The organism is Variovorax sp. 10N432 (genome assembly GCF_056394465.1).
In genome coordinates this window covers 25,162-50,526 of the sequence record NZ_JBFTHX010000036.1, presented here as the reverse complement: position 1 = coordinate 50,526, position 25,365 = coordinate 25,162, and the positions used below count along the sequence as shown (strand labels likewise).

The following is a 25,365-nucleotide window of genomic DNA, read 5'->3' as shown; positions in this document are numbered from 1 at the left end:
GCGTGGAGCGCTTTCATGTCTAGGCTGATGCCCCTCGAAGACCGGGGAGGCACAGTGACGCGCCGGAATGTCATGCGAATGCTGGCGGCTCCGCTGATGGTTGTATCCGGAGCAACCGGTTTTGAAGTATTGGCTCAATCGCGTGACCCGTCGCTGCTCGCTGCGGACTGCGTAATCCCAGCCAAGGCTGGGGGCGGTTTCGCCTTAACTTGCGAACTCGCTCGTGACGCATTGCAAGCGGTGCGGCCACTGCGCCCGCCGCTTGGTCAGCGGTTCCTTCCGGGGGGCATTGGTGCAGTCGCTTTTGACCGAATCGCGACTGGGGTACTGGGCGGTTCCGATACGCTGGTGGCCTTTTCGAGTGGGTCACTGCTCAATTTGGCGCAGGGTCGATTCGGGCCACACTCTCCTTCGATAGTGAAGTGGATTGCTCTGCTCGGAACAGACTACGGCGTCGTCGCGGTACAAAAGGACTCCCCCTTTAAGCGATTGCAGGACGTGGTCGTTGCATTGCGGCAGTCATCATCACGCGTGGTGTTTGGTGCTGGTGGCTCAGTTGGAAGCCAAGATTGGGTAAAGGCAGCACTACTAGTCCGTGCTGCGGGAGGCGACCATCGGTCGATGCGCTTTGTTTCGTTCGAGGGAGGCGGCGATGCCTTGAATGCACTTCAAGGGCGACACGTCGATGCCTTCGCGGGCGATGCAGCTGAAGCACTGAAGGCAATGGAGTCAGGAGTGTCAATTCGGATTCTCGCGGTGCTTTCTGAGAACCGCCTCGGGGGGGCCTTGGAGGGGGTACCTACGGCCCGCGAACAGGGCATTGATGTCGTTTGGCCAACGATTCGTGGAATCTACATTAGTGCAAATACACCCGATGCGGTCTCTGAAGCTTGGACGACTGCTTTTCGAGATGCAATGGCGGCCCCCGGTTACAGCGCCCTTCTCAGGAAGTACGGCCTGTATCCGTTTGCAGTGCCTGGTACAAGTCTCAATGCCTACGTGGACCAGAGGCTTTCGCAGTACCGAGAGCTAGCAGGAGAGCTTGGACTAAGACTCTGGGGAAAGTGATTCGTCGGGAGCGTCTTTGTAGGGCTCCTCGTGAGGAGGCGTCCAAGTGTTGTCATCCGGCCGCCCTTGCCGGCCTGGGCCACCAGACAATGGCGAGCAAGCCCTGCCCCGATTCTGGCGAGACTAGGCGCAACTCGCCCCCATGCCGCTGGGCGATTGACCGGACGATGGCCAGCCCTAAGCCGAAGCCATCCTTGCCAGCGCGTGCCCCGCGGCGGAAGCGTTGGCCCAGTACGGTACGTTCTTCCTCGCTGAGCCCCGGCCCGTTGTCTTCGACGTTCAGGCTCCACCCCATTTCATCGCTCGCAGCGAAAAGGGTAATGGTGCCCTTCGCTGGGTTGTAGGCAATGGCATTGGCCACCAGGTTGGTCAGGGCTTCGCGCAGTAGAGCCCGGTCGCCTATGGCGGACGCGCCTTCGACCGGCGGCTTGATGCCTAAGTCGAGTCGCTTGGCCCGAGCCTGCGGAAGGAGGTCCACGGCTACCTCGCGCAGAAGCGGTTCGAGCTCAAAGGACGATGCCGCCACGGCCACAGTGTCACTACGCCCAAGTGCCAACAGCTGTTGCGAGCTCCGTGTTGCCCGACCAATCTCCTGACTCAATGCGTCCAGCGTGCCACGCACCGTTGCCGGGTCGCGCTGGCGCAACCCATAGTCCACTTGCATCTGCAAGGTGGTGAGGTGAGTGCGCAACTGGTGCGAGGCATCGTCTAAAAACTGCCGCTGGAGCGCGACCAAGTCTTGTTTGCGCGCCATGTGGTGGTTCACGGCGGCCACCAGCGGTCGCACCTCGGTGGGCAACCCGGCATCTTCAATGCGTGTCAAATCTTCTGGCGCGCGTCCCTCTACCTCGCGAGCGAGCTTGGCCAGCGGACGTAGCGCGGCGTGGAGAACCAGGGCAGTTCCCAGCATCAGTACCGCAAGCACGAAGCCGTCGCGAAGCGCGGCGCTCCGTACGAAGCGCGCGGTAAATTCTTGGCGCGAGCGCGTGCTCTCGCCTACCTGAATCATCACGCTGCGGGCATGGGCGCCGGCCGGTGTGCGGTCCAACAATCGCTGGTAAGCCACAAGACGCACAGCTTCGCCAAAGTAGGTTGCATCGTAAAACGCCGGGGTCCCCATCGCGGGTTGAACGGGCGGCTCGGGCAGGTCAGCGCTACCCAACTCAACGAGGCCGTCCGAGGTGGCTACGCGGAAGAACACTTGGCCGCTGGCGGTGAGTTCGAAGAACTCAAACATGGTGTAGGGAAGTTCCACCGAAAGGCCGCCCGAGGCGGTGGAAATGTTGGCGTCGATGGATTTGAGCGCCCCAAACAGCGAGCGGTCATACGCGGCGTTGGCCGATTCCAAGGCGTCGTGCCGTGTCATCCACAGCTCGAAGCCGGTAACCAGCAGAAGCGCGGGAAGCATCAGTAGCGCCATACGCTGCCGCAAGCTTGCGCGGTGCAACCAATCAATCAAGCGGCGGCCTAGTTCAGGCACCTTGATTCAATCCGATTCCAGCACGTAGCCCAACCCGCGCAGGGTCACGATGCGCACGCCACTACCTTCCAGCCGCTTGCGCAGCCGATACACGACGACTTCGACGGACTCCGGATGCACGTCCTCCTCATCAGAGAACACGCGGTCGATGATTTGCTGTTTGGACAGTGGCTCGCCGCTTCGTTGCGCCAGCGCGCGCAGCGCCCCCAGCTCTCGTGGTGACAGCGGGAGCACCTTTCCCTTCAACATGAACTGCCTGCGCGCGCCGTCGTACGCCAGGGGACCGCAGGCCAGCCGCGGATGTTCCACACCGCGCGCACGCCGCACCAGCGCATGCAGTCGCGCCTCCAGCTCGGCCAGCGCGAAGGGCTTGGCCAGGAAGTCGTCAGCGCCGGCGTTGAGCGCTTCCACGCGCTCAGGCAGCGAGTCGCGCGCCGTCAGGATAAGGGCCGGCAGGCGTTGGTCGCGCTCGCGAAGGCGCTGAAGTACTCGATGACCGTCCATGCCAGGTAGGCCCAAGTCCAGCACTAAGGCATCGTGGTCGCGCTGCTGAAGCGCGCGGTCAGCCAGGCGGCCGTCATCCACCCATTCCACCTGGATGCCGGCGTCCTCCAACGCCTTGCAAAGCCAAGTGCCCAAGGTGTGTTCATCTTCGGCCAGCAGGATGCGCATGCAGCAAATGCTAACCGGTTGAGCCTGTTCAGTCGGGCTTGATGGCGGCTCGAGCAATGACCTTTTGCCAGCGGGCCTGCTCACTCGCAATGAACTGAGCAAACTGCTCGGGCGTGCCGCCAACCACTTCGGCCGCGTCGGCGCTAAGGCGTTCCATCGACTCCGGCGCCTTCACGGCGTTCATAGTCTCGGCCGAGAGCTTGGCCACGTTGGCCGGTGCTAAGTTGGCGGGCGCCAGCAGCCCGTACCACTGCGTCATCTCGAAGCCGGGAAAGCCTTGCTCGGCCACCGTGGGTACGTCAGGCAACTGGGTAAGGCGCTTAGAAGACCCGGTGGCAATGCATCGCAACTTGCCCGACTTGATAAAGGGAAGGACCGCGGCCGCGCCGATTGCCGAGGCGTCCAGTCGGCCGGCGAGCAGGTCTGTCATCATCGGGCCGGTGCCCCGATAGGGTACGTGCAGCATGTAAACGTCGGTCGTCATCTTCAAGTACTCGAAGGCCAGGTGGCCTGCGCTGCCATTGCCGGCCGAGCCGTAGCTGAGCTTGCCGGGTTTGGACTTCACATAGGCCAGGAATTCTTTGAGGTTCTTGGCGGGCACGTCCGGATGCACCACGTACAGGCTTGGAACCTTGGCCAGCAAGCTGATTGGCTTGAAGTCCTTGTTGGCGTTATAGGGTAGCTTGGCAAAGATGTACGGGTTGACGGCCAGCGTTCCGATATGGCCGAGGATGAGCGTGTGCTGGTCCTCAGCGCGGGCGACTTCCTGCATCGCGATGTTGCCGGCGGCGCCAGGCTTGTTGTCCACGTACACGCTCTGTCCAAGGGACTTCGTCAGCTCCGCAGCGGTCGACCGCGCGACGATTTCCGAGCTGCCGCCCGGCGCGAACGGCACCACGAAGCGGATTGACTTACTGGGCCAAGGGGCGTCAGCCCTTGCTAGCGCAGGCAGGAAGCCTCCCAGCGCGAGCGCACCGCCGGCCTGCAGCAGCTGCCGGCGGCCAGCGTCGACGTAGCCATTTGGGGGGATGAGGTTCATCTGTGTCTCCGCTTTTTTAAGATAACGAGCCATCCTGCCCGAACGTTCCTGTCAGAAAGCTGTCAACCGGAAACCGGTCGACACTAGAGGTCAATCGGGCTTCTGTCCTTCTTGGTCTGAGGATGCCGACCCGTCGGGTGGCGCTGCGGCCGCCGAAGGGTGCCGGTGAGCGTGCCAGCATCGACAGCCCTCATGGAGTCCCTGAGGGCGACGCGGCCCATTACCATCGATGAGAGACCGCCAAAAGTCCCCAGACCCTACCGGGCGCCCGAGGTACCGAAGAGGGGCGAGGCCTTGATTGCAACTCGTACACAGGAGGCGCGATGCCCAGAGGGGCATAGAACTCGTTGAGGACCAGGACTGGCACTCCGCGAAACGCAATGTCTAGCAATTCCCTACCACGGTCGTGCGTGGAGAGCGCCGTTGTCATGTGAGCCAGCCCTTTGTTTGCCAAGTTCACGACGAAGGCCAGCGCCGCCTCTGCATCTTCCTTCGGCCCGGGGTACGCGCGCAGCGCCGCTTGCACGGAAAGCCGACGCAGCGGTGAGAAATCGTCGATTCCGACGTCGTCTCGACGCTTTGAAGGTCCGCGCTCGGTTAGCTCGGTCGCGGTTCTGGCACCCAGTCCAAGAAATTCAAGCAGCGCCCGACAGTGCAGGACAGCGGCTTCGATAGCTCCGTTCGTGAATCCGGTGGCGAGCCCCTCGACAACTTGTTTGCCGTCGAAGTAGATTTCCATTGAGGGAACCTCTTTCCATGCTGAAACGTGCTGGAGCGCCAACTGCCCAATGGCAACAGCGTTCATCCTGTACGCGAGCAAGGCCAGCGTTTCTGCAGTCGGAGTGTTCATCTTTGGCCGTTCCTGGCCGGACTGTGCCACACACATAGCCACGCACAGCTTGTTCAGGTGGAAGCTCAAGCCTCAATGTCCACTAAGTAGCGCATCCAGCACGGCGGCGACGACGGGCGTGAACCAATCGGCCTGCGCCAATAGCCCAGGCTGTGACTTCAGCAGCTCAGCCTCGGGTGACCCGAAGAGGCGCTCAACCTCTTCGCCGTCGAGCCAAGCCGCGCTGCACTGCACTGCACTGCACTGCATGCAATAGTCGATTGCCACAGAAGCCACGGCCAGCCTTCCTTCGCTTCTACCGCGAGACCGATGGCTAGATCTGCCAGTTTCTCCACAAAAGAAGGGAGAAGGCGAAACCACCAATTGCCTGTGCGCGTCACTTTCGGTTACAAGTGATCACTCCCTAACTTTCGGCTGCTTGCCCCGCCTTCGTTGGAAACGCTCGTCGTCGATTCCTTGCGCGCACGTGCCCGGCGCATCGCCGCGGAGGGCCGATTCGTTTCCGTCGATGTCGAAGCCCATCCGGAGAAGGGTGATCAAATCTTCGCGGTCGGTGCTGTGCGCTCCGATGCCGCGGACGCCTTCAGCAGCGCCTGCTCGCCGGCCAAGGCGCTCTCGGTGACCGCTGCCTTGAACGGCTTTGCCCGCGAGAGCAGGGTGCTGCTCGGACACAACCTCCGGCGCCACGACCTTCCCTTGCTGCGGGACCAACTCCCGGAACTCGAATGCCTGCACTGGCCCCTGCTGGACACCCTCGAGCTGTCGGCCCTCGCATTTCCCAGCAATCCATACCATCGGCTGGTCAAAGGCTACAAGCTTCTGAGCGACGAGCGCAACAACCCCGCCAAGGATGCGCGGGTTGCGCTCAATGTGTTCGAAGAGGCCGTCGAAGCGCTCCTGGAAACCGACGAGCAGGAACCCTGGTGGTTGGCGCTCCTGCATTTCTTGCTTCGTGACGAGGAGGGCATGGCCACGTTGCTGTCTCAGGTCCGGGAGGAGACGGCGCCAACCAGCGAGGCTGCTGGATCCCTCGTCGCGAGTCGCTACGTCGACCGCTGCTGCGCCACGCGATTGCGGGATCTGACGGCCAGCGTTGCCAGTGCGGACAATGGCCAGGATCCCTGGTCGCTCGCATTTGCCCTCGGCTGGATCCGGGTCTCCGGCGGCAACTCGATCCTCCCTCATTGGGTTTTTCATGAACTGCCCGCGGTCCGCCAGTTGATCGCCGAGCTGCGGGAGATCGACTGCGGACAGCCCGACTGCCAGTACTGTCGCCTGAATCACCACCCCGAGTCGCTCCTGTCGATGCTGTTCGGCAAGCCGAGCTTTCGGGCGCAGCCGGCGGCGCCTGATGGCAGCTCCCTGCAACGCGCCATCGTCAGCGCCGGTCTGGTGCGCGAGAGCCTGCTGGCCGTGCTGCCGACCGGCGGGGGCAAGTCCATCTGCTACCAGCTCCCTGCGCTTGTCCACTATCGCCGCTCGGGACGATTGACCGTGGTCATCTCCCCGCTTCAGTCGCTGATGCGCGACCAGGTGGACAACCTCATGAAGGCCGACATCCAGTGTGCGGCCACGGTCAACGGGATGCTCACCCCCTTGGAGCGGCGGGATGTCCTCGATCGCATCCGCCTGGGCGACATCGGCATCGTGCTGGTCTCGCCCGAGCAGTTCAGAAGCCGAACCTTCGTGGAGGCGATACGCGTGCGGGAGATCGCCGCGTGGGTGTTCGACGAGGCCCATTGTCTTTCCAAGTGGGGCCACGATTTCCGAACGGACTACCTGTACGTTTCCCGCTTCATCCGAGAGCAGTTTCCGGGTCAGGCACCGGTCGCCTGCTTCACCGCCACCGCCAAGCCCGACGTCATCGAAGACCTGTGCAGCCACTTTCAGGAAAGCCTTCAGATCGAGCTGAGGACCTTCCTGGGTGGTCATGAGCGAACCAACCTGTCCTATGCGGTCGTGCCCACCTCGGGCGGAGAGAAACCGCAGCGCATCGTCGAACTGCTGCGTGATGGCCTGCGCCGGGAGGATGCGGCCGTGGTGTTCTGCGCCACCCGCAAGAACGCCGAGACCCTCGCCCAGATCGTTGCGCAACAAGGCATCTCCTGCGGCTGCTACCACGGGGGACTCACCGCAGACCTGCGCAAGGAGGCCCAGCGGCAGTTCCTCGACGGCGAGCTGCAGGTGATCGCGGCCACCAATGCCTTTGGCATGGGGGTGGACAAGCCCAACGTGCGCCTGGTCATTCACGCGGACATCCCTGGCTCCCTGGAGAACTACCTGCAGGAGGCGGGCAGGGCAGGGCGCGATGGCGAGGAAGCCCGGTGCGTCCTGCTGTTCGACCCGCAGGATGTGGAGACCCAGTTCAAGCTTTCCTCCAGCTCGCAGCTCTCGAAGCGGGATTTCAGCGGCCTGCTGCGCGCCCTGCGCGACCAAGCGAAGAAGCTCGGCAAGGACGAGATCGTGGTGTCGGCCAAGGAACTCCTTGCGCAGAGCAGCGGCACCGCCATCGATATCGACGCGCCAGACGCCTCCACCAAGGTGACCACCGCCATCGCCTGGCTCGAGCGAAACGACTTTCTCAAGCGCAACGAGAACGCGACCAAGGTGTTTCCCGCGAGCCTGCGGGTTGCCTCCCTGCAGGAAGCCAAGGACCGGATCGACAAGGCGAACCTGCCGGCCAGCAAGCAGCAGAAGTTCCTGTCCGTCGCGATCGCGCTGTTTCGCTCCGACACGCCGGAGGGCCTGAGCACCGACGAGCTCATGCTGGATGCCGGCATCCGACCGGAAGAGTGCTTTCGGATCGTCCACCAACTGGCCAAGCTCGGGATTCTCGTCAACGACCTCGGGCTAACGGTTCGCCTGATGCGCGGCGTTCGAGGTGCCTCGCCCATTCGGCTGGAATTCCTGTGCGCCCTGGAAAAGGAACTCCTGGACCTCATGTCGGAGCAGGCACCCGATGCCGATCAGGACGAATCGCACCAGCACCTGAATCTGAGGGCGGTCTGCACCGAACTGCGCACGCGACTCCAGGGAGGCGGCGAGACTGTGCAGGTGGATCCGACGCAGGTGCGGGCCTGCCTGCGATCAATGGCCGACGGGTTCGGCTCGGGCAATGACAAGCGCAGCATGATCCAGCTGCAGCCCCTGGGTGACGACACTCTGCGCGTGACCTTGCGCCGCTCGTGGGCCCAGATCCGCAGGATCTGCGAGCTGCGACGCGCCGTGGCGCAAGTCACGCTCGATCGCCTGCTTGCAGAGGTGCCCGAGGGCGTCAAAGGCGCCTGCATGGTGGAATGCAAGGCCCAGGCGCTGATCGACGCACTGAACGACGACCTGGTCCTGAAAACCCAGCTGCGGGAACCCGAGGTCGCTCTCGAAAATGCGCTCTTGTACCTGCACCAGACCCGGGTGCTCGAACTGGACAAGGGGCGCTCGGTGTTCCGCTCCGCGATGACCATCCAGATGCAAGGCGAAACCTCCAGGCAGTTCACCGTGGCCGCCTTCGCGCCGCTGGAGGAGTTCTACAAGGAGCGGACCTTGCAGACCCATGTCATGCACGAGTACGCCAAGCTCGGCGCGGAAGATCCGGCCAAGGCGCAGGACCTGGTCAAGGCGTATTTCACGCTCCCGCACAAGCAGTTCATCAAGGAGTTCTTCCGCGGCCGCACGGACCTGCTGGAGCGCAAAACCACCGATGAGTCCTATCGGCGCATCGTCGACGATCTTCAGCACCCGGTGCAGGAGGCGCTCGTCACCCAAACGAAATCGGGCAATCACCTGGTGCTGGCGGGGCCCGGCTCAGGCAAGACACGCGTGATCGTGCACCGCATCGCCTACCTGTTGCGGGTGCTTCGCGTCAGCCCCGGCCGCATCATCGCGCTGGCTTACAACCGGAGCGCTGCGGTCCAGCTGCGCCGACGCCTCCAGGCCTTGGCCGGGGACGACGGCAGGGGAGTTCTGGTGATGACCTACCACGCCATGGCACTTCGCTTGACCGGCACCAGCCTGGCGGGGGCCGAGCGCGCGGCCAGCGCAGTCGACTTCAAGCAGATGCTCCAGGATGCGATAGATCTGCTCGAAGGCAGGAGTTCGGCTCTGACCGATGCGGACGAGATCCGTGATCGGCTGCTGCAGGGGTATGAATACATCTTCGTCGACGAGTATCAGGACATCGACGAGCAGCAGTACGCCCTGGTCAGCGCCTTGGCCGGCCGACGGCGTGTCGATGCGGACAGCAAGCTGAGCATCATGGCGGTCGGGGACGACGACCAAAACATCTACTCGTTCAAGGGCGCGAACGTCGAATTCATCCGACGCTTCCGGGCCGACTACGAAGGGGAGCTCACCTACCTGGTCGAGAACTTCCGCTCCACCCAGAACATCATCTCGGCGGCCAACCACGTGATCCAGCGCGGCACTGACCGAATGAAGGTCGATCATCCGATCCGGATCGACGCCCGGCGCAAAGACGATCCGCCCGGGGGGCGATGGGCCGAGGTGGACCCAGAGAGTCACGGAGCAGTGCGGCTCCTCACCAGCCCGACCAGCCCGAATCTTCAGGCCCAACTGGTCTATGCAGAGATCCAGCGCATCCGGCGCATCGATCCAACAGCAAAGCTGTCCGAGATCGCGGTGCTCTGTCGCACGCATGCTCCGCTGGAAAAGATGCGGGCCATCTGCGATGTCGAGGGGTTGCCCTGCGAGATCACGGGGCCTGAGGCGGCCAAGGGGCAGATCTCGCTCATGCGGACCCGCGAGGGTTGGGCACTTGCCCAAGCGCTTCGGCGGCGCCAGGTGCGCATGGTCCGACTGGGTGCGTTGCGCAAGCAGTTGAATCGCCAACGGCGCGCACAACCCCGAAACGCCGCGCTGCAGGACCTGCAGGAGATCGTCGAGGACTTTGCCTCGACGCTTCAGGCGGACATCGTCCCGGCGGCCGAAGTGCTGGAGCTTTTGTATGAGGCTGCCGGAGAGATGCGACGCGATGGCCGGGATAGCGCCATCAAGCTGACGACAGCGCACGCCGCCAAGGGCCTGGAGTTCGACCACGTCATCGTGATGGATTGTGCCGACTGGCGCTGGGACCATGAGGAGGAGAGGCGGCTGCTCTACGTTACCATGACACGCGCGCGCCAGACGCTCACCTTGATGCGGGCGGAAGGCGGGCGCAATCCCTATCTGGTCGATCTCGGGACAGTCGGCGGGGTGCAGGACTGTTTGCCGACCGCCCGACCTCAGCAACGCGCGGATCTCGAACGTCGGTGCATCATGCTCGGGGCAGCCAATATGGACATTGGGTTTGCCGGGCGAAGCCCGCCTTCCCATCCGGTCCATCGGGCGGTCGCGTCCCTACGTCCCGGGGATCCGGTTGAGCTGAGGGGGCGATTCGTTCATTCGCCTAGCGGACAAATCGTTGGGAGGCTGGCCGCGAGCGTCGATGAAGTCCCATTGCAAGGAGGCGCCGCCACGGTCGTGGCGATCATGGTGCGCACGCGATTCCAGACGTCCGAGAAGTACTGGCCCTCCTTGCAAGCGGATCTCTGGGAGACGCCGCTGGTGGAGGTCCGACTGGGCGCCTTGCGCATTCACGAAACCCGAACGGAAAGCCCTGAGCCAAGGGGCTGACAACCAAAGATTGGTACACATCTGAAGCGCCGCGCTCCGAGGCGTGCGCAGGCGTCAGAGCGACGGAAATTGGAGGTCGGGGTGATCGTCCTTTCCGTGTATGTATGGACCCTGCGCAATACTGTTCGGATAAGAAAATTTGATCCACAATGACCACCGTCGCAACGACGGAGTCGGGCATGCCACGAACCAAGGCGATCCTGGGCACTGGTGCAAGGTTGGCTGACTTTCTGAGCGCCAGTTTGCTGGCGCGAGTCGTGCCGGCTGAGGTGGTCAATGCAGTGTTGGACGCCCACGGCTGCAATTCGCAGCGCGTGCGCAGCTTTCCGGCGGTGGCAGGGACGTACTACTGCATGGCGCTGAGCCTTTATCCCGAGGCCGCCTACGAGGAGGTCTTCGCCGCTGTGTCGCAAGGGTTTGCCTGGGCCGCTGGCGCTGCGGATCCACCTCGGGTGACCAAGTCCTCGATCAGCGAGTTGCGCAGCAAGATCGGCGCGGCACCTTTGCAGGAATTGGTCGAGCGATGTTGCGTGCCACTGGCCGATGCTTTTACGCACCCTCACGCGTTCTATGCTGGGCTGAGGCTTGTCGCCATTGATGGGAGCTCCTTCGAATTGCCTGACGAGGCCGAGAACGCGGCGCATTTCGGTTACCCGGGCAGCAGCAGTGGGCACGCCGGCTACCCGCAGGCGCGATGCATGGTGCTGGTGGAGTGCGCCACGCATGCGATTCTGGGCGCCAACCTGGGACCCTTTCGCAGTGACGAGTGGGCGCTGTTCCAACGGCTGTTGCCCCTGCTGAAGCCGGGCATGCTCTGCATGGCCGACAGGGGGTTCAACGGCTTCGAGCACTGGCGCCAGGCGCAGGCCACCGGGGCACAACTGCTGTGGCGCTGCGTAGGAAACCGTCAACTGCCGGTGCATCGCATGCTGGAGGACGGCTCCTACCTGAGCGCCATCCACCCCATCCGTCTGGGTCGAAAGAAGGCGGCAGCCCAGGCCATAGCGGTGCGCGTCATCGAGTACGCCTTGCCGGGGCAGGAAGATTCGCAGCCACGCTACCGGCTCTTGACTACCCTGTTAGACCCGCTGGCTGCGCCGGCGCTGGAGCTGGCGGCGCTCTACAGCCAGCGCTGGGAGATCGAGGCTGTCTTTGACGAGCTCAAGACCCATCTGCGGCAGAACCGACGCGTGCTGCGCAGCAAGACCGCCGAGCTGGTGCGTCAGGAGTTCTACGGCTGGGTGCTGGCGCACTACGCGGTGCGCTGGCTGCTGCACCAGGGCGCCACACGACACCGACTGGCGCATGCCGAGCTGTCCTTCACGGGGCACGTACACCTACTTCGCCGCGCACAGCCCCACTCCGGGGCCTTTCCCCCCAGCGCACCCGAGACGCCGACGACGATGGTTCAATGAACTGCTCGACGCTTGCGGCCAAATCCGCGCCACCCGCACACTGAACAAGCGCTCGCCACGGATGGTCAAGCGGCGCCACTCGAGGTATGCCCCATTTGATCGCCGGGCAACGACCCGAGTGCCGATGGATTGCACGCCCGAAATCATTGATCCGCCTCCACCCCGATCCAAGTCATCAGACTCTCACATACCGTTTCGATTTAGAACCTTCATGCCATAACCGAACAGTATTGGGACCCTGCGCCTTTTGCAAGCTCTTTTCGGTGACGTCAAACGGTCTGCATGCATGTATACGGCTTGCCGGTGGGCGCGTCGAAACATGCCCGCAGCCTCGATGAGATCCGCACGCCCTGTCCTCAGTAAATTGACGGCTTGAGCCCGAAGGCGCAGCCGGCACGGAAAGCAGGCTTGTGGGCGTTGGTCCAACCAGTTCTGTCATCACTTCCTAAAGCTTGGCAAACCAGGTGCTGGGTGTGATTTCCCTCCCTGAATGAGATGAAGTACTTGTCCTAGACGGTTCAGTGCGCTACGGGGGCGCTCGGGCGATAAGGCGCGTCGCTGCTCAATAGGGCCTGGATCACCCGCGCATTCTTGTTTGCGAGCGCTACGGCCGCGCGGTTGTAGCCGCGCCGCGCTATCAGATCCTGCAGCCATCGACTCTGCACATCGGTCTTGCCGACCGCGTAGCGCAGCACCGACCTCGCGCCGTGGATCAGCAAGGTTCGAAGGTACTTGTCGCCTCGCTTGCTGATGCCCCTGAGCTGCGACTTGCCGCCGGACGAATGCTGTCGCGGTACCAACCCCAGCCAGGCTGACAGATGTCGGCCGTTCTTGAACTCCTTGGCCTCCCCGACCGAGGCCACCATGGCTGTCGCCGTGATCGTGCCGACGCCGTCAATGGCTGAGATCTTCCTGCACAGCGCCGACTGCTTCATGAACGCCCTAAGCCAGCTCTCGGCATGCTTGATGCGTTCCTCCAGCGCGTGAATCTGCTGCGAGATCTCTAGCACCATGGCCTGGCACACGCTCGTCACCTCGCCCTCGCACGCGCCCACGATCTTCGGGACCTCACGCTTGAATGCCTGGCGCGTCTGCGCGATCGAGACTCCTCTCTCGGCCAACAGTCCTCTGGCCTGATTGATCAGAGCCGTGCGCTGCTGGACCAGCAACTCGCGCACGCGATGCACCGCCTGGATATCCTGCTGCTCGACTGACTTCACGGTCACGAAGCTCATCGTCGGGCGGCTGGCGGCTTCGACGATTGCCTGGGCATCGTTGCGGTCGTTCTTGTTGGTCTTCACGAACGGTGTAACGTACTGCGGACTGACCAGCCGCACCTCGATCCCCATGGAACGGAAGCATCGCGCCCAGTGGTGCGCCGAGCCGCATGCCTCCATGGCGACGATGCGAGGACGCGATTCGCGAACCGTCTCCAGGAAGGCAGCGCGCATCACCTTGGCGACATACACCGTACGGCCCTGGCGGTCAGCGCCGTGAAGCTGGAAGACGCGCTTGGCCAAGTCCATGCCGAGAATCTCGATCTGCATGATGAACCTCCGGGACAACAACGGTTGATGAAGCCGCACAGTTTGCTATCGGGGTGGCGCAGGGTCCATCACAGTAGGTTGATACGGTTTGGTCTAGAAATTTCAATCCTGACAACGACTTACCAAACGCGGTTTCTGCGCAAGGTTTGCCATTCCATGCAGATTGACACGCTTTGGATTGCACAGCGCGTTCGATGCCGGTAGTGCGACGCGTGAGACCGGCTTCAACCCTCGACTGCCGCTCCTGAAGAGCCCCCCGGCCGCAGCAGCGCCGAGGCGTACGCGTCGATCCTGAAGCGGAAGGTCCCGCGGAAATTGATGTGCCCGAGGTGCACCGGCCCGATGCGGCGTAGCGATGCATCGTCGATGTCCATGCCGGCCGTGCGCATGCGCTCGACCGCATCGTTCATTCGACTGGTGTTCCAGGCCAGCACAATGTTCGTGAGCAATGCGTGGGAGCCGGAGATCGCTTTCATCTCGTCGCGCCGCCGCCCGCGTTCGGGCGCCACCTTGCCGGTGTAGACGGCACGCTGCAATTGATGCACCGACTCACCTCGACTCAGGAGCATGTGAATCTCGCGCCTGAAGTCGGGAATCGCCGCGTAGTCGCACAGGAAGATGCTGCGCAGCAAGCGGCCAAGATGCTCGGCCGCCTTGTACGCCGGGTCGCCCTGCGCGGCACTGCCGAGCAGGCGCAGCGCAACGTCGGCGCCGGTCTTGCCGATTCGGATGGACGCGACCACTCGCAGCAGTTCGTCCCAACCGGAGCAGATCGCCTTGCGCGACAGACGCTTGACCGTCGCGCGCTCGATGCTCTCTGGCACAGCAAAGCCCGGAGGCAAGTACAGCTTGCGCTCCGCGAGAGCTTGAAGGCGAGGGCAGAGATCGAAGCCGAGCAACTTCGCTACAGCCATGGCGCCGTTCGTGTACCCGTGCGTGTCTACGGCAAGGAGCGAAAGTCGGATGCGGTCATCACTGCGGTTGTGCCGCTCGACGCCTTCGATCGCTACGCCCGCCTGCCGCTCGTTGAGCACGATCGGCTGGTCGTAGACGATGCCCCAACTGTCCAGCACGTGGGTGTAGATGCCGGCTGCGTAGGTGCGGCGGCGCGGATCGGTGCGCGCGCTCCAGAGATGACGGGTGGCTTCCAGCGACATCATGTCGGCCGAATCCTTGGCGCCGTCGCCCCAGTGCGCGGCCAGTGGAACCCGGCCCTGGAACTCGACCACGCGCTCGTTGGCTCGCCGCAAGCGAGCCATGAGTCTCCAGCGCCCGCATCGCGACGGACACCCACGTCGTGTCCAGGCCGGGGATCATCGCTGCGACGCTCGCGAGCAGGGCGGCATACAGCGCGAGAGCAGTTCGGCGTTGGTTTCCGCCCGGTGGCCCAGGAGCGCCTCGCTGTAGTTGCACTGGGCATCGATCTCCAGCAGAAGCTCGGGGAGCTGCCACTCGTGCACCCCAAGCGATTTGAGGTAGCTGATCTTCTCCACGGTTTCGGCGAGCGTGGAAGGCCCGTGGCGCTTGGAAGGCGTCTGTATCCATTCGAGACGAGAGCAGCCGGCGCCAGGGCGCTGGCTATGGGCCGAATCAAGGCAACAACGCATCGTGGAAGGGGAGACTTCGCTGGTGATCGCGTTGCTGACGCTGGCTTCAATCGCGGCGAACGCGTCTCGCGCCCAGTCCTGAACACAGCGTTCGCCGGGAATCGGGATGCGGTGGTCATACAGCCAATGGCACGCCGACGTGACCAGTTCGTCGGCATGCGCGGCCTCGGCGGCGTGAAGTGCAAGCATGGCCACAAGGGCCGCTTCCGCGGGCGGATCGAGGTCCCTCAGACCGAGGTAGTCCCTCGCCCACTGCTGGTGCTCGTACAGCGTCGGGCGGCGCTCGTGGAGACTGCGTAGGCTCGCGATCGTCAGCGGCGGTGCGTGCAGGGCTTCGGCCACGTTCCGCCGCAGATTGCGCGGCAATACGGCAAAGCGGTCCATGAGGCGGCCGCACGCACGCAGGAACAGCAACTGCAGCGCGCCTGCGACCCGGCGGTCTGATCGGAACCGCTGGCGAACCGCCTCGACGTCACCAGTGCCGAGTTGGAAGAACTGCTGGAGGTCAAAGTCAGTCAGGCGACCCGGCAGGGTTTCCAGACCGACGAAGCGATGACATAGGTGGACATGACCGACCAAAGCAGGCTGTCGGCGGACTGTACATCGCCGTCGTTGGCCACTCTGGGGAAGCGTTCCAGACGGTGTGCCGCCGTGCCCAAACCCGCGCCAGCAAAGGCTCTCGGAGCAAACCGAATCTTGCTGCACGGACGACTACCCCGGGTTCTGATCCGCAGCAATGAACGCAACAAGGACGGGACAGGGACAGGGCGATGCGCTGGGCGCGGTGCGGCTGCCATCCCGGCAAAAACGTCGCGGCCTTCCCGGTGAGGGGGGCCGTACGGCCGCTATTCCGCTTCCCGCACTCGAAAGTAGCCGACGATGCAGCTGGCGTCCGGTACCGCGAGTTGAATGTGGGTTTGACGACGGATGGCAGAGGTGTCGACGACAGGCTTCCCCTGGGTAAAGGGGCCACGCACGGCCTGGTAGGCGGGAAGGCTTTGCTCCCGGCGACCTTCGTGCAGCAAGTTGAAGACGGCGCGATCCAGGTTTCGCAAGAGCATCTCCTCATCGTCGTCAGAGGCAGGCTTGTTGATGGGCATCTTCTTGCCCTTGGCATGCATCGCCTTCTGCAGGGCTTGGTGTGCGGTGAGGAACTCATCGATTCCTACCTGCGTCGCCATATCAAGCCACCGTTCGACCCGAAGGATCACTCCGACGACCGCTGGTTCTTCGATCGGCTTGGCGGTGTACTTGCGATCCGGGTTGTCTGCTGCAGTCTGCGCGAAGTACAGAGCCCGCTTCCAGTCATCCTCAAAGAAATAGATGCCCGGCCCTAGCCAGTCGTACGGATTGTTGCTGGGCTTCAGGTCGGCGAAGCCACCCACAAGGGCCTCTCGAACCTTTCGGTCGCAGCCGTGGTGTGCGACAACCAGGCGGCCCGCTGAGCCGTTCACTTCTTGTACTTGCCCGACAGGTTCCCCGAAGGGGTCAAGATGCCCGCCTTTTGTGCGACGCGCGTGGCATCCTTGACGGTCATCGGCTTCAGAGTTCCGCCCAGCGTGACCTTAGAAGGCTTCTTTGCTGCGGCCTTCTTTCCGGCGACGATGAAGCGCCCTTCCGAGTCAATGCGAATGGTAACGCCTGGCCGCGACTTGGCAGCAGGTTTCGGTTTGGAGGCGAGGCTTGGCATGCCCATAGTTTCGCTCAAATGGCCGCGTTTGTCCCGAGGGCCGCGTTTCTGCTCCTTCGTTCGTTAACCAGCGGGCGGCCACCGACAGAGGCGGCGCTCAGAGGCAACGGTGCCTCGCGCCAACGCGGCCGTCCCGGCGCGCGCTTCTCCGATTGGCATATTCGTCGGCGATGACACGCGTGCTAAAACGCCCCTGTCACTCAGGGAGTTTTCGCATGACGGTTGATGCCTCACAGTTGTCCGCTGACACAGCGGCCGACACCGCGAACAAGCCCGTAGAAAAGGTGGGCGCGCTCGACAAGTTCAAGCTCGCCCGCGGCTTCATCGAGCACGAGAACATTCTGATCGGTCAGCGGATTACCTGGTTCCTTACTCTCCAGGGGCTACTTTTCACGGCGTTTTTCTTGGCTGTGCAACTTCCGTGGGAGAAGGCCTCAGATTGCTATCGCGGTCTCAGCTTGGTCGCCATCGTCGGTACCTTTTGCATCGGCGCGCTCGGGATTGCGTCGAGCTATGTCGTCTGGGCGATCATGAGAATCGCATTGCTGGAGATCAGAAGAGTTGCCAGTTGGTGGAAGCGGCAAGGGCATGAGGGGCTTCCTCTGAGAATTTCCGGAAGAGGAGGCTCCGTCAACGCCCATAATTTCGCGTGGGTGTTCGCCATCGTGTGGTCGGTGCTATTGGTGGCATTTTGGTACTCCATGCGCAGAGAGTTTGAGCCCACTTGGCAGTGGGCGATGAAGGACGGGGTTCAGCTGATCGCGGCCTGCAAGGCAAAGGAGACCGCGATGAACGAACCCAAGAAGTAAGTCCTGCATGTCCGCATTTGCCGATCTGATACGGGGCGAACCAGGGCGCTGTCGGCGGTGGAAGGGCGCCGCCGGTACGGGGGGCCAGTTGCAGCGGCTGGAGGCGATGGAGGATGCGGCGCTGAAAGAAATGGTTCGGTTCGTGTAGGGCCCAAGGCACAATGCCGCCTGCCGCAACTATCGCCTTCACTGGATGACAACCGCTCCCCGAACGACAAGCAAGCACTGCCTGTACTGCGGTTCGTCCATTCAGAAAGGCACGACGAAGGCCAAAGAACATGTGCTCAAGAAGTCTTGGCTGGAAAAGCTCGGGCATTCACGATCGAAGCTGTCGTTCGGCATGTGGAGCCTCAAGCTGAGGAAGCACGTCGGGTCGCGACAACAGCCTGCGGCGACACTCTTGGCGGGGGACGTTTGCGCGAAATGCAACTCCGGTTGGATGAATCGGGTCGATGGTGCGGTCGAAGCCAGCATTCTTGCTCTAGCGCGCGGTGCGCGGCTGCCACAAGACCTGTCAACGGAGGAACGGCGCGCACTCGCGAGATGGATATTGAAGACGGCTTGCGCGTTCGAGTACTGTGAGGAACCGGATAGGCGTCACATCCCGGAGCACGTTCGACGGAGGCTTGAAGAGTCCGACTACCTACCTAGCGGGTTCGTCCTCTTTGCAGTTCCCCTCGGTCCCGGAACTCGTGCGGTGCATCCGGCGCTAATGCGTGGTTGGTTTAAGACCGACTCCCTGGGCGAAGTCGAAAAAGCTCGGAACTTCAAATTCGCGGTCCAGTATGACGAGATCCTGATCGGGTGCGCGCTGCTCCTTGAGCATCAGCCCACTTTCTCAGGTATCCACGGTGTTCACGTTCCTCTGCTGAGCAACGATGCGTCGTTCGTGGCAAGGCCGGACACACCAGAGCAGCGAACAACGATTGCTGCGTTTGATCGAGCGCCGATAAATGACGCCCTCGCCTGGGTTCATATTGAGGACTTCAACGCGGGTAGCAACGGGCCTTGGGCCGCCCGTCTGTAGTGCTGGACAATGCTTGCGCAGGAGGAAGTTGAACGATGAACACTCTTTCTGGCGTCAGTTGGATTGCTGCACCAACGTTGGCCGGGATCCTGATGCTGTTCGGGATCGTGTTGGCCATTGTCTGGGTCGTGCTGCCGTTCGCAGTGATCGGAATGAAGCCACTGCTGCGCGAGTTGATCGCAGAGACCAAGCGCACGAACTCACTGCTGGAGGCTGAAGCACGCGCGCGCGCCAGGGCTGACGGTGCTCCTGAACTCATAACCATTCGGGCTGAGCGATGAGGCCCCAACTCGCGCTCACCTGAAGCGCCTTGGCCGGCCTGCGCGCCTGGCGCGGATTGATCTGGCTACGCGGCCTGCAGGCCGTCCGCCCGCTCGTGCCACTGGTGCGGGTTGAGCATGGTCGCCAGGTCCGTTCGCGGCCAGCTATCTGCGAGCGCTCGAGGAAGACCCTTTTGGCGCCCTAGAAAAGGAACGGAACGCCAATCGTGGCGGCTACAGGCGAGGCAGCCCACGCATCACCGGTCATGGCGCAAACGACGTTTCTTCCTCGAGGAGCGCCAAATTGCACCCGGCGGGACGAGGCCATTCAAGCTTTGTCGGGCACGCGCTTTCCCGAGTACATCATCCGCGCGACCGCACTTACCTGGGCCTCGCCAGCCCCGGAAATAGCCCGCCACGACGTCCATGCTGCGGTGGCCGGTCATGGCCATGGTCTCCTGCAGCGGCATGTTCTGCCGGCCAGCCTCTGTGACGAAGCCCGATCGCAGCGAGTGAGCCGAGAAGTCCTCGCCAACGCCGGCGAGCGTGCAGCGCGCCTTCACGATGTCGCGGATGGCCGTGCCGGTGAGAGCGTCCTCGCCCAGGCGCCCGGCCTTGTTGATCCGGCGGAAGAGGGGGCCTGACGTGATCCCGCTGGCCTTCAGCCAGGCTTCCATCGCTTGGGCCGCGGTGCCGACCACTGGTTTCACATCCTCGGGCTTCACCTTGCCGCTGTGGTTCGTTTTGGAGTTGGCCAGCGTGTAGAGGTAGCCCCCTTCATCGACGCGGCGCAGGTTCTCGAACACCGCCTCCGACACCTCCGATCGCCGGCGGCCGCCAGACGACCAGGCGAAAAGGAGGAGGGCGCGGTCACGCTTCCCCTTGAGCGAGTCGTCGCAGGTCTCCAACACCGCCTCGAGCGGCTCTTTGGTGAGGGCCCGCTTCTTGTGAGGGGTGGCATTGCGCTTGGCGTAGGCCTTGCGCGTCTTGCTCAGGAGGGCCTTCATCGTCGAGTCGGTGCACGGGTTGGGCTGCTTGGCTAGGTGGTGGGTCATCGACAGAACCGAGACCCGTGCATCAGCGTGTTCAACGCCGGCACGCCGACTTTGCCCTTGAAGCCGGCCTCGACCAGGGCGGCATCGATCTCCGGCTGCAGTTGGTGCACCAGCCCGGCCTTGGTCGAGCGCTCGGCGTGGTCGACGATGAACTGGCCCACCACCGGGACCGGCACGGCCAGATCCATCTGGCGGCCGTAGCGCGCGCCGAACCAGGCAGCCCAGTAGCGCACGCCGTGCGGTACGACACTCGTGTGTGCTGGACTCGCCCTCGGCCATCAGGTCGTGGGCGGCTTCCTCGGCCATGTCGGACAGCTGGGCCGGGTCGAGGAGCGCGTGATCGCGCCTGAGCCGAGTCAGATTGACCTGTGGTGAGCCGTCAGCAGTCCGCGCGGTCAACTTGCCCATCTGCTCTCCATTGTCGGCGGAACTCATTCAGCACCTCGCAGCGCACGTTCCAGCAATGAATCCTGGGCGGGCGTGCGCTTCGGACTCGCGCGCGGCAGCGCCAGGCCGCGCTTGCCCAGTTCCACCAGGATCTCTCCTCAGGCAAGCCCCGTCGCGCACGAGAGTTCCCGCGAGGTTGGGGTGCCGCCAGCGTACTGCGCCAGCAGCAGATCGAGTTGCGATGGATTCTGCGAGGAATGATCTCCTAAGTCGTTTGCCATGGCCTGGGCTTTCAGTGGAGGCCATGCGCGACGTCGAATCGCTGCACCAGTTCCAACAGACGCCGGTCGAGGGTCCATAGCCGTGCGCCTCGGGTGATGAGGGTCGACGCAAGTAGCGCCATGTCGACCAATCCGCACCCGAGTGCGCAAAGCCTTTCGCGCTCGATCAATTCGAGGACTTCGTCCAACGTGGCCTGATTGCACGACCTCAGCAGGCTCAGGCTGCCAAGCGTTCGCTCTCGCGGAGAGGGCGGGGTGCCACAGGCCAATTCAACGATCACCATTGGATGGGTCAAGGCGAGGTCCAAGGCGACCAAGTTTGCGAGGGCGGCGTTGCCGCTGCGGAAGTGGTCGATCCAAACGGAGGTGTCGACGCGCACGCTCTTGGCGAGATCAACTCGCCTCGACGCCGCGGGATCTCCTTGATGTCGGGGGAAGCCCCTCCGAGCGCAATGAGGCGCTTGCCCGCTTGAATGCCATGCGCAACAGCCTGCCAAGTTGCATACCGGCCTCGTAGATCGGGTCAGATTCGAATGCTCACCCTCGAAGTGCTAGGCTACGTGGTCAAGCGCCAAGTGCAGCTTTCGCTCCACCAAATCACGCAGACTCAGGTCAAAGCCCATTACCTTGGCGATGGCCACTGCCAGATTCGAAGAGTATGCCGCGACCTTCGTCAACGCCCCGCACCCCCTCCAGACTCAAGGGACGCGCGCCTTCGGAGTACGAACAAACAACTGACCTCTTCCGCTTCGGATCAACTGCTCCACGGCCTTGAAGTCCTCCGGTAACGGCTCCCCGTCTGTGCGTACAAAATGGGCTACGGAGTCCAACTGTTCAAGAACGATCCGCGTCGCAGCGGCGGGGCTAAGTCCGGTCACCTCAGTAACCTCCTCGAGGATCTTCTCGCCGACAACTTTCTCGAGGGCCTTGAGCGTAGCGGCATCCTCCGCATGAATGACACGCTCTCCAAGGTTCATGGTTCGAACCGCCGATTCAAGTAGGCCGCCGCGCGCCGCAAGCGGCGCCAACACCTCAGCTTCTCGTGTGCTTCGACGAGCTTGGAGATGAAAATGCTGGCTCATAAACTTCCCCTATCGCTCGGCCGAGCGTAACTGAATGTATCACTTTCTACATGAGACGGGTGATTCTAGTCTCATTGTGACGAACGAACAAACCTCCGCCGCATGAAGGTCGCCAAGACGGCATCCTGCTGAGGAGTGGCCTCCTCAAAATCCCCGAGAATGTGTTCAAAGGCATGGCTTGCACTGTCAAATCCCAGCGATCTATACGCTTCAAGCTGTTGCTCAGTAAAAAACTGATCCGAAGTGCTCTCATGCGGAAAATTTACAGCGGCTCGCTTGTAATTTACGACCGATACAGAGGATTGAACTATGCCCTCAACACTTGGTTTGAGATACAACATCCTGCCTTTGGGTAGGACACGGCCTTTTACATCAGTCCCGTAGTCGATTTCAAACCACGTCCAAGCCCTTTGATTGTTCAGCCCGTTCAACTCTGGGTGGCCGAGATCAAACTCTGCATCTTTTCCCCAAGGTTCGGTTCTTCTAATTGAAACACCAAGATCAATCTGGACGCGTCGGATAGTATTTGCGAGATCGGAAAAGTTGCGCTGTGGATCGCAAGACGCGTCGACCGCAATAATCCTGCGACAGCCGCGTCGCACAAGCTCATAAACTCCCAAATTTTCGAAATGCCCTCCATCACTTAAATGAATCCAGCGTTTGAAAATTGTCCTGATGCCCAATAACTCCTGCAACATTGTCAGTCCGCCGAGCCTCGGCGTTTCCTTTTCGACGGAACCCCGACTCGGGTTTCCGATCCACAATCCCAGTCGGGCGTTCATCAATCCCAAAAGAAATGCGCGCAGTGGGTCGGTACTTCTGCCCGATGTCGGCGATACGGCAGCCCCAGAAACTGCCATTGCCGTGCCCAACGTCAGACCGACATTGTCAGAGGTCTTGCGAAAAAACAAATCCGTTTTCGCATATCCGATTCCGGAAGCCGCACTTCCAGAGTAGAGGGCACTAAAGGTATACGGAAACTGTCGTGGGACGCGCCCTTCACTGTCGTCGTCAGCCTTCCCGTTGACCGCTGCATTCAAAAGCAATATCGGCAGCTGACGGGTGGCCGCTGGCTTTAGCCAACCGAATGCCGGATTATCTTCGTCGTCGAAATCCGTCAATGCATCGGGACGCCTCCGCTTGTATTGAGCATTTCGGGTCCTTACTTCTGACGGGTCGCCTAATTCAGGAATATCTGCAGGCTCGGAGACGTTAAGGTTCCGTACGTCCAGTCGAGAGGCGCCGAGAAAGGTTCGGACCAACGCATCCTTGTAAATCGAGTGAAGCGAGAATCTGTTCACATTCGTTAGTCTACCTATGAGCAGAGCAAAAAGGCCCAACGCAACCGCTTCTCTCCATACATTTCCCGAATCCCTCCCGACAAGATCGACCGCTGGTCCTACAAAAAGGCATGCATAGGCAACCAATATTAAAATTGCGCTTAATGCGATGGCCAAGGGGGCAATCTCTTTGTACTTTTTTGCCAGTAGGAATAACGCAACGAAGATCGCAACCACAATTGCGAAAGAATATGCAGACCTTCCGCTAAGATGAATGTTTGACGGGACGGTTAGAGAAAAAAAGCAAACCAAGGTCCAGCAACCAGCTGCAATCAACATCCAGCCGCCAACCCTAGCGGAGCGACTCCGAACGATGTCACTCTGGTAGCGCTCCGTGAACAGAACGAACGTAAGTTCGGCAAGCCCTAGCACTGTAACTACGGAAATCGGGCCTAGGGTCACGACTAATTCGGTGGAGCTAGAGCCCGCCACGGTCAGTGCCATATCTATGAACAAACCGCCCGTCACTCCGGCAACAAGTGATCCCGCCAAGAGAGCAAGAAAATTTCTAATGCTGCGCTTGGTTTGATAGTTCAATTGAGGCTTTGTGCGACAAGCCAAATACTCCTTTATCCAATCAAAGCAAATTCCAACAACAAATGCAGCCAGATAAACTGTGGTCCAAAAAAACATTGTCGAGAGAAGACGATCATCGATCTCTTCGTTAAAATAACTTAAAGTGAAGCTTTGAAAGACCAATTCAAAGCGGGGTAGCAACAACGGCGCCGCTGCGGTGAGCATTAACCCCAGCGTAAGAGAAGAAGCTACTACCACGATCGGAATTATTGGCGATGGTCGGTCTTGCGACTTTGGGCTACTATGTAAAGTCAAGGAGCGAAAGAACGCCGCGAGTCCAACTGCGCCCAGGACTGTTCCAGCAATAAATATTCTTCGAATGGCAGCTGTATCTGTTGTTTTTCTTGTTATATATTCAACCCCTTCCACCAATGCATGGGGAATCAGCATCATGGCGCCTATTGCTGAAAAGACAAAGACAAAAATGGGAACCCAATTGCTGATATATGCGACCACTAAGCCCCAGAGATCGGGCGCTAGTAGACCTTGACGCGGCGATAAATAAGATCCATAGCGGCGAACCCATCTTAATGGACCGCTGTCTCTCGATCCATGATTTCTGATATCGTCCTGTACTCCCTTTATACCTTCTCTATGGCGATAGGCCCACGCCGACAACCAACTCGCAGCATATCCTCCGCCTGATACCGCCGATATGAAGTTTATTGCGGTTAATAGGCCGGAGGCGCCCATAGATTGGAGCACACCTATGCAAAAGCTTGCGCTGCGGATTCCCCCTCCGGATAACGCCAGCCCGATAAGACCATACTTGTGCATCCGTTGCGTAGATAATTGCAGGCGAACGTCATCTTTGCTTCCTATTGGGCCACCAATAAAGTACTCGTGCTGCACATCGCACAAGTATGCGTCTATGAAGTTCTGGATGGCCTTAGGCAACGGGCTAATAACATCATGGTATTTAGCAAGTGACTCCTCAATTTCGAGTGGGTCGATTGCTATCGTGTTCGATAACAATTTTTTTCGCTCTGTTTTTCTTAGGACCAACGCTGTCTTCAAAGCTATCAGCAACTTATCAACGTTCTCCACGCTACCAAGCGCTTGCTCCGTCTTGAGTAGTTGGACAATTGCTTCGACCTGTCCTCGAAGACGTCTGGTAAAAAGGCTTCGATAGAATTCATCGCCCCAGCCATGATTCAAAGCTAAAGTGAGAGCCTCGCAGAACATGACGTGGCTTGCCCGATAAACTAACATAGTCCATTTTTCAGTGATAATGTGTTAGTTTCCGCTCAGTTTTGGCTCTTTCTACATTCAAACGATGTAGACCTTTTGGCCACGGCGAAGGGCAATGGCCCTTGTGATAAAGTCCGCCTCGGCGCGTTTCAGGCTCTGATTCACGCTTTCCCGAATCCGTCATTCGAGCCACCGCGCTCACCTGAGCGGCACCTGCCCGGAGCTGCGATGCCCCGTCATGGCCATCGTTTCTTGCAAGGGCATGTTCTAACGACCCGCCTCGGTCACAAACCCAGAGCGCAGCGAATGCGCCGAGAAATCCCACCCACTCCCGCGGCCGCACAGCGCGCCTTCACGATGT

At 61.3% G+C, this 25,365-nt stretch carries 19 protein-coding genes and 1 pseudogene; 6 read left to right on the top strand and 14 right to left on the bottom strand.

The window, feature by feature from the left end; genetic code table 11:
- Positions 1-72: 72 nt before the first annotated feature.
- Positions 73-1,068 carry a tripartite tricarboxylate transporter substrate-binding protein gene (locus AC1DF3_RS29190; RefSeq protein ID WP_478141703.1) on the top strand — a complete coding sequence of 332 codons (996 nt, stop codon included), beginning with the start codon at positions 73-75 and terminating at the stop codon, positions 1,066-1,068.
- 52 nt (positions 1,069-1,120) lie between these two features.
- On the opposite strand, the gene AC1DF3_RS29185 is transcribed toward AC1DF3_RS29190, so the two are convergent.
- The 5 genes from AC1DF3_RS29185 to AC1DF3_RS29165 form a co-directional block, all read right to left on the bottom strand.
- A complete protein-coding gene (locus AC1DF3_RS29185; RefSeq protein WP_478141702.1) occupies positions 1,121-2,476 on the bottom strand; it encodes a sensor histidine kinase N-terminal domain-containing protein in 1,356 nt (451 codons plus the stop codon).
- A 78-nt stretch (positions 2,477-2,554) separates the two neighbouring features.
- On the bottom strand, positions 2,555-3,220 hold the full coding sequence (locus AC1DF3_RS29180; protein ID WP_478141701.1) for a response regulator: 666 nt from the start codon (positions 3,218-3,220) through the stop codon (positions 2,555-2,557).
- A 28-nt stretch (positions 3,221-3,248) separates the two neighbouring features.
- On the bottom strand, positions 3,249-4,259 hold the full coding sequence (locus AC1DF3_RS29175; protein WP_478141700.1) for a Bug family tripartite tricarboxylate transporter substrate binding protein: 1,011 nt from the start codon (positions 4,257-4,259) through the stop codon (positions 3,249-3,251).
- 220 nt (positions 4,260-4,479) lie between these two features.
- On the bottom strand, positions 4,480-5,109 hold the full coding sequence (locus AC1DF3_RS29170) for a hypothetical protein (RefSeq protein ID WP_478141699.1): 630 nt from the start codon (positions 5,107-5,109) through the stop codon (positions 4,480-4,482).
- Positions 5,110-5,181: 72 nt separating this feature from the next.
- Entirely contained in the window at positions 5,182-5,385 is a 204-nt protein-coding gene (locus tag AC1DF3_RS29165) for a hypothetical protein (RefSeq protein ID WP_478141698.1), read from the bottom strand.
- A gap of 156 nt (positions 5,386-5,541) precedes the next feature.
- On the opposite strand from AC1DF3_RS29165, the gene AC1DF3_RS29160 reads away from it, so the two are divergent.
- Positions 5,542-10,737, top strand: a complete 5,196-nt coding sequence (locus AC1DF3_RS29160) for a RecQ family ATP-dependent DNA helicase (RefSeq protein ID WP_478141697.1) — start codon at positions 5,542-5,544, stop codon at positions 10,735-10,737.
- 179 nt (positions 10,738-10,916) lie between these two features.
- Positions 10,917-12,152, top strand: coding sequence for an IS4 family transposase (locus AC1DF3_RS29155; protein ID WP_478141696.1), 1,236 nt, complete (start codon positions 10,917-10,919; stop codon positions 12,150-12,152).
- 518 nt (positions 12,153-12,670) lie between these two features.
- Here AC1DF3_RS29155 and AC1DF3_RS29150 read toward each other — a convergent pair.
- From AC1DF3_RS29150 to AC1DF3_RS29135, 4 genes and pseudogenes are all read right to left on the bottom strand, one after another.
- Positions 12,671-13,699 carry an IS110 family RNA-guided transposase gene (locus tag AC1DF3_RS29150; protein WP_478141695.1) on the bottom strand — a complete coding sequence of 343 codons (1,029 nt, stop codon included), beginning with the start codon at positions 13,697-13,699 and terminating at the stop codon, positions 12,671-12,673.
- Between the two features lie 224 nt (positions 13,700-13,923).
- Positions 13,924-16,011 (bottom strand): annotated as a pseudogene (locus AC1DF3_RS29145) (transposase).
- 140 nt (positions 16,012-16,151) lie between these two features.
- Positions 16,152-16,760 (bottom strand): hypothetical protein, encoded by a 609-nt coding sequence (locus AC1DF3_RS29140; protein ID WP_478141694.1) that lies wholly within the window; start codon positions 16,758-16,760, stop codon positions 16,152-16,154.
- Positions 16,757-16,996, bottom strand: a complete 240-nt coding sequence (locus tag AC1DF3_RS29135) for a hypothetical protein (protein ID WP_478141693.1) — start codon at positions 16,994-16,996, stop codon at positions 16,757-16,759. Before AC1DF3_RS29135 ends, AC1DF3_RS29140 begins: the two co-directional genes overlap by 4 nt.
- A 215-nt stretch (positions 16,997-17,211) precedes the next feature.
- Between AC1DF3_RS29135 and AC1DF3_RS29130 the strand changes: the two genes are divergently transcribed.
- From AC1DF3_RS29130 to AC1DF3_RS29120, 3 genes are all read left to right on the top strand, one after another.
- The gene (locus AC1DF3_RS29130; RefSeq protein WP_478141692.1) at positions 17,212-17,805 is read left to right on the top strand and encodes a hypothetical protein; all 594 of its coding nucleotides are present in this window, start codon (positions 17,212-17,214) and stop codon (positions 17,803-17,805) included.
- A 193-nt stretch (positions 17,806-17,998) separates the two neighbouring features.
- Positions 17,999-18,832 carry a hypothetical protein gene (locus tag AC1DF3_RS29125; RefSeq protein ID WP_478141691.1) on the top strand — a complete coding sequence of 278 codons (834 nt, stop codon included), beginning with the start codon at positions 17,999-18,001 and terminating at the stop codon, positions 18,830-18,832.
- Positions 18,833-18,867: 35 nt separating this feature from the next.
- Complete coding sequence (locus AC1DF3_RS29120; RefSeq protein WP_478141690.1) at positions 18,868-19,113, top strand: hypothetical protein; 246 nt, start codon at positions 18,868-18,870, stop codon at positions 19,111-19,113.
- 236 nt (positions 19,114-19,349) lie between these two features.
- Here AC1DF3_RS29120 and AC1DF3_RS29115 read toward each other — a convergent pair whose 3' ends face one another.
- From AC1DF3_RS29115 to AC1DF3_RS29095, 5 genes are all read right to left on the bottom strand, one after another.
- The gene (locus AC1DF3_RS29115; protein ID WP_478141689.1) at positions 19,350-20,147 is read right to left on the bottom strand and encodes a site-specific integrase; all 798 of its coding nucleotides are present in this window, start codon (positions 20,145-20,147) and stop codon (positions 19,350-19,352) included.
- Complete coding sequence (locus AC1DF3_RS29110) at positions 20,144-20,380, bottom strand: hypothetical protein (protein WP_478141688.1); 237 nt, start codon at positions 20,378-20,380, stop codon at positions 20,144-20,146. Before AC1DF3_RS29110 ends, AC1DF3_RS29115 begins: the two co-directional genes overlap by 4 nt.
- A 446-nt stretch (positions 20,381-20,826) precedes the next feature.
- On the bottom strand, positions 20,827-21,195 hold the full coding sequence (locus AC1DF3_RS29105; RefSeq protein WP_478141687.1) for a type II toxin-antitoxin system VapC family toxin: 369 nt from the start codon (positions 21,193-21,195) through the stop codon (positions 20,827-20,829).
- A 318-nt stretch (positions 21,196-21,513) separates the two neighbouring features.
- Positions 21,514-21,897, bottom strand: a complete 384-nt coding sequence (locus AC1DF3_RS29100; protein WP_478141686.1) for a hypothetical protein — start codon at positions 21,895-21,897, stop codon at positions 21,514-21,516.
- Positions 21,898-21,968: 71 nt separating this feature from the next.
- Entirely contained in the window at positions 21,969-24,971 is a 3,003-nt protein-coding gene (locus AC1DF3_RS29095; protein ID WP_478141685.1) for a DUF1129 domain-containing protein, read from the bottom strand.
- Positions 24,972-25,365: the final 394 nt, after the last annotated feature.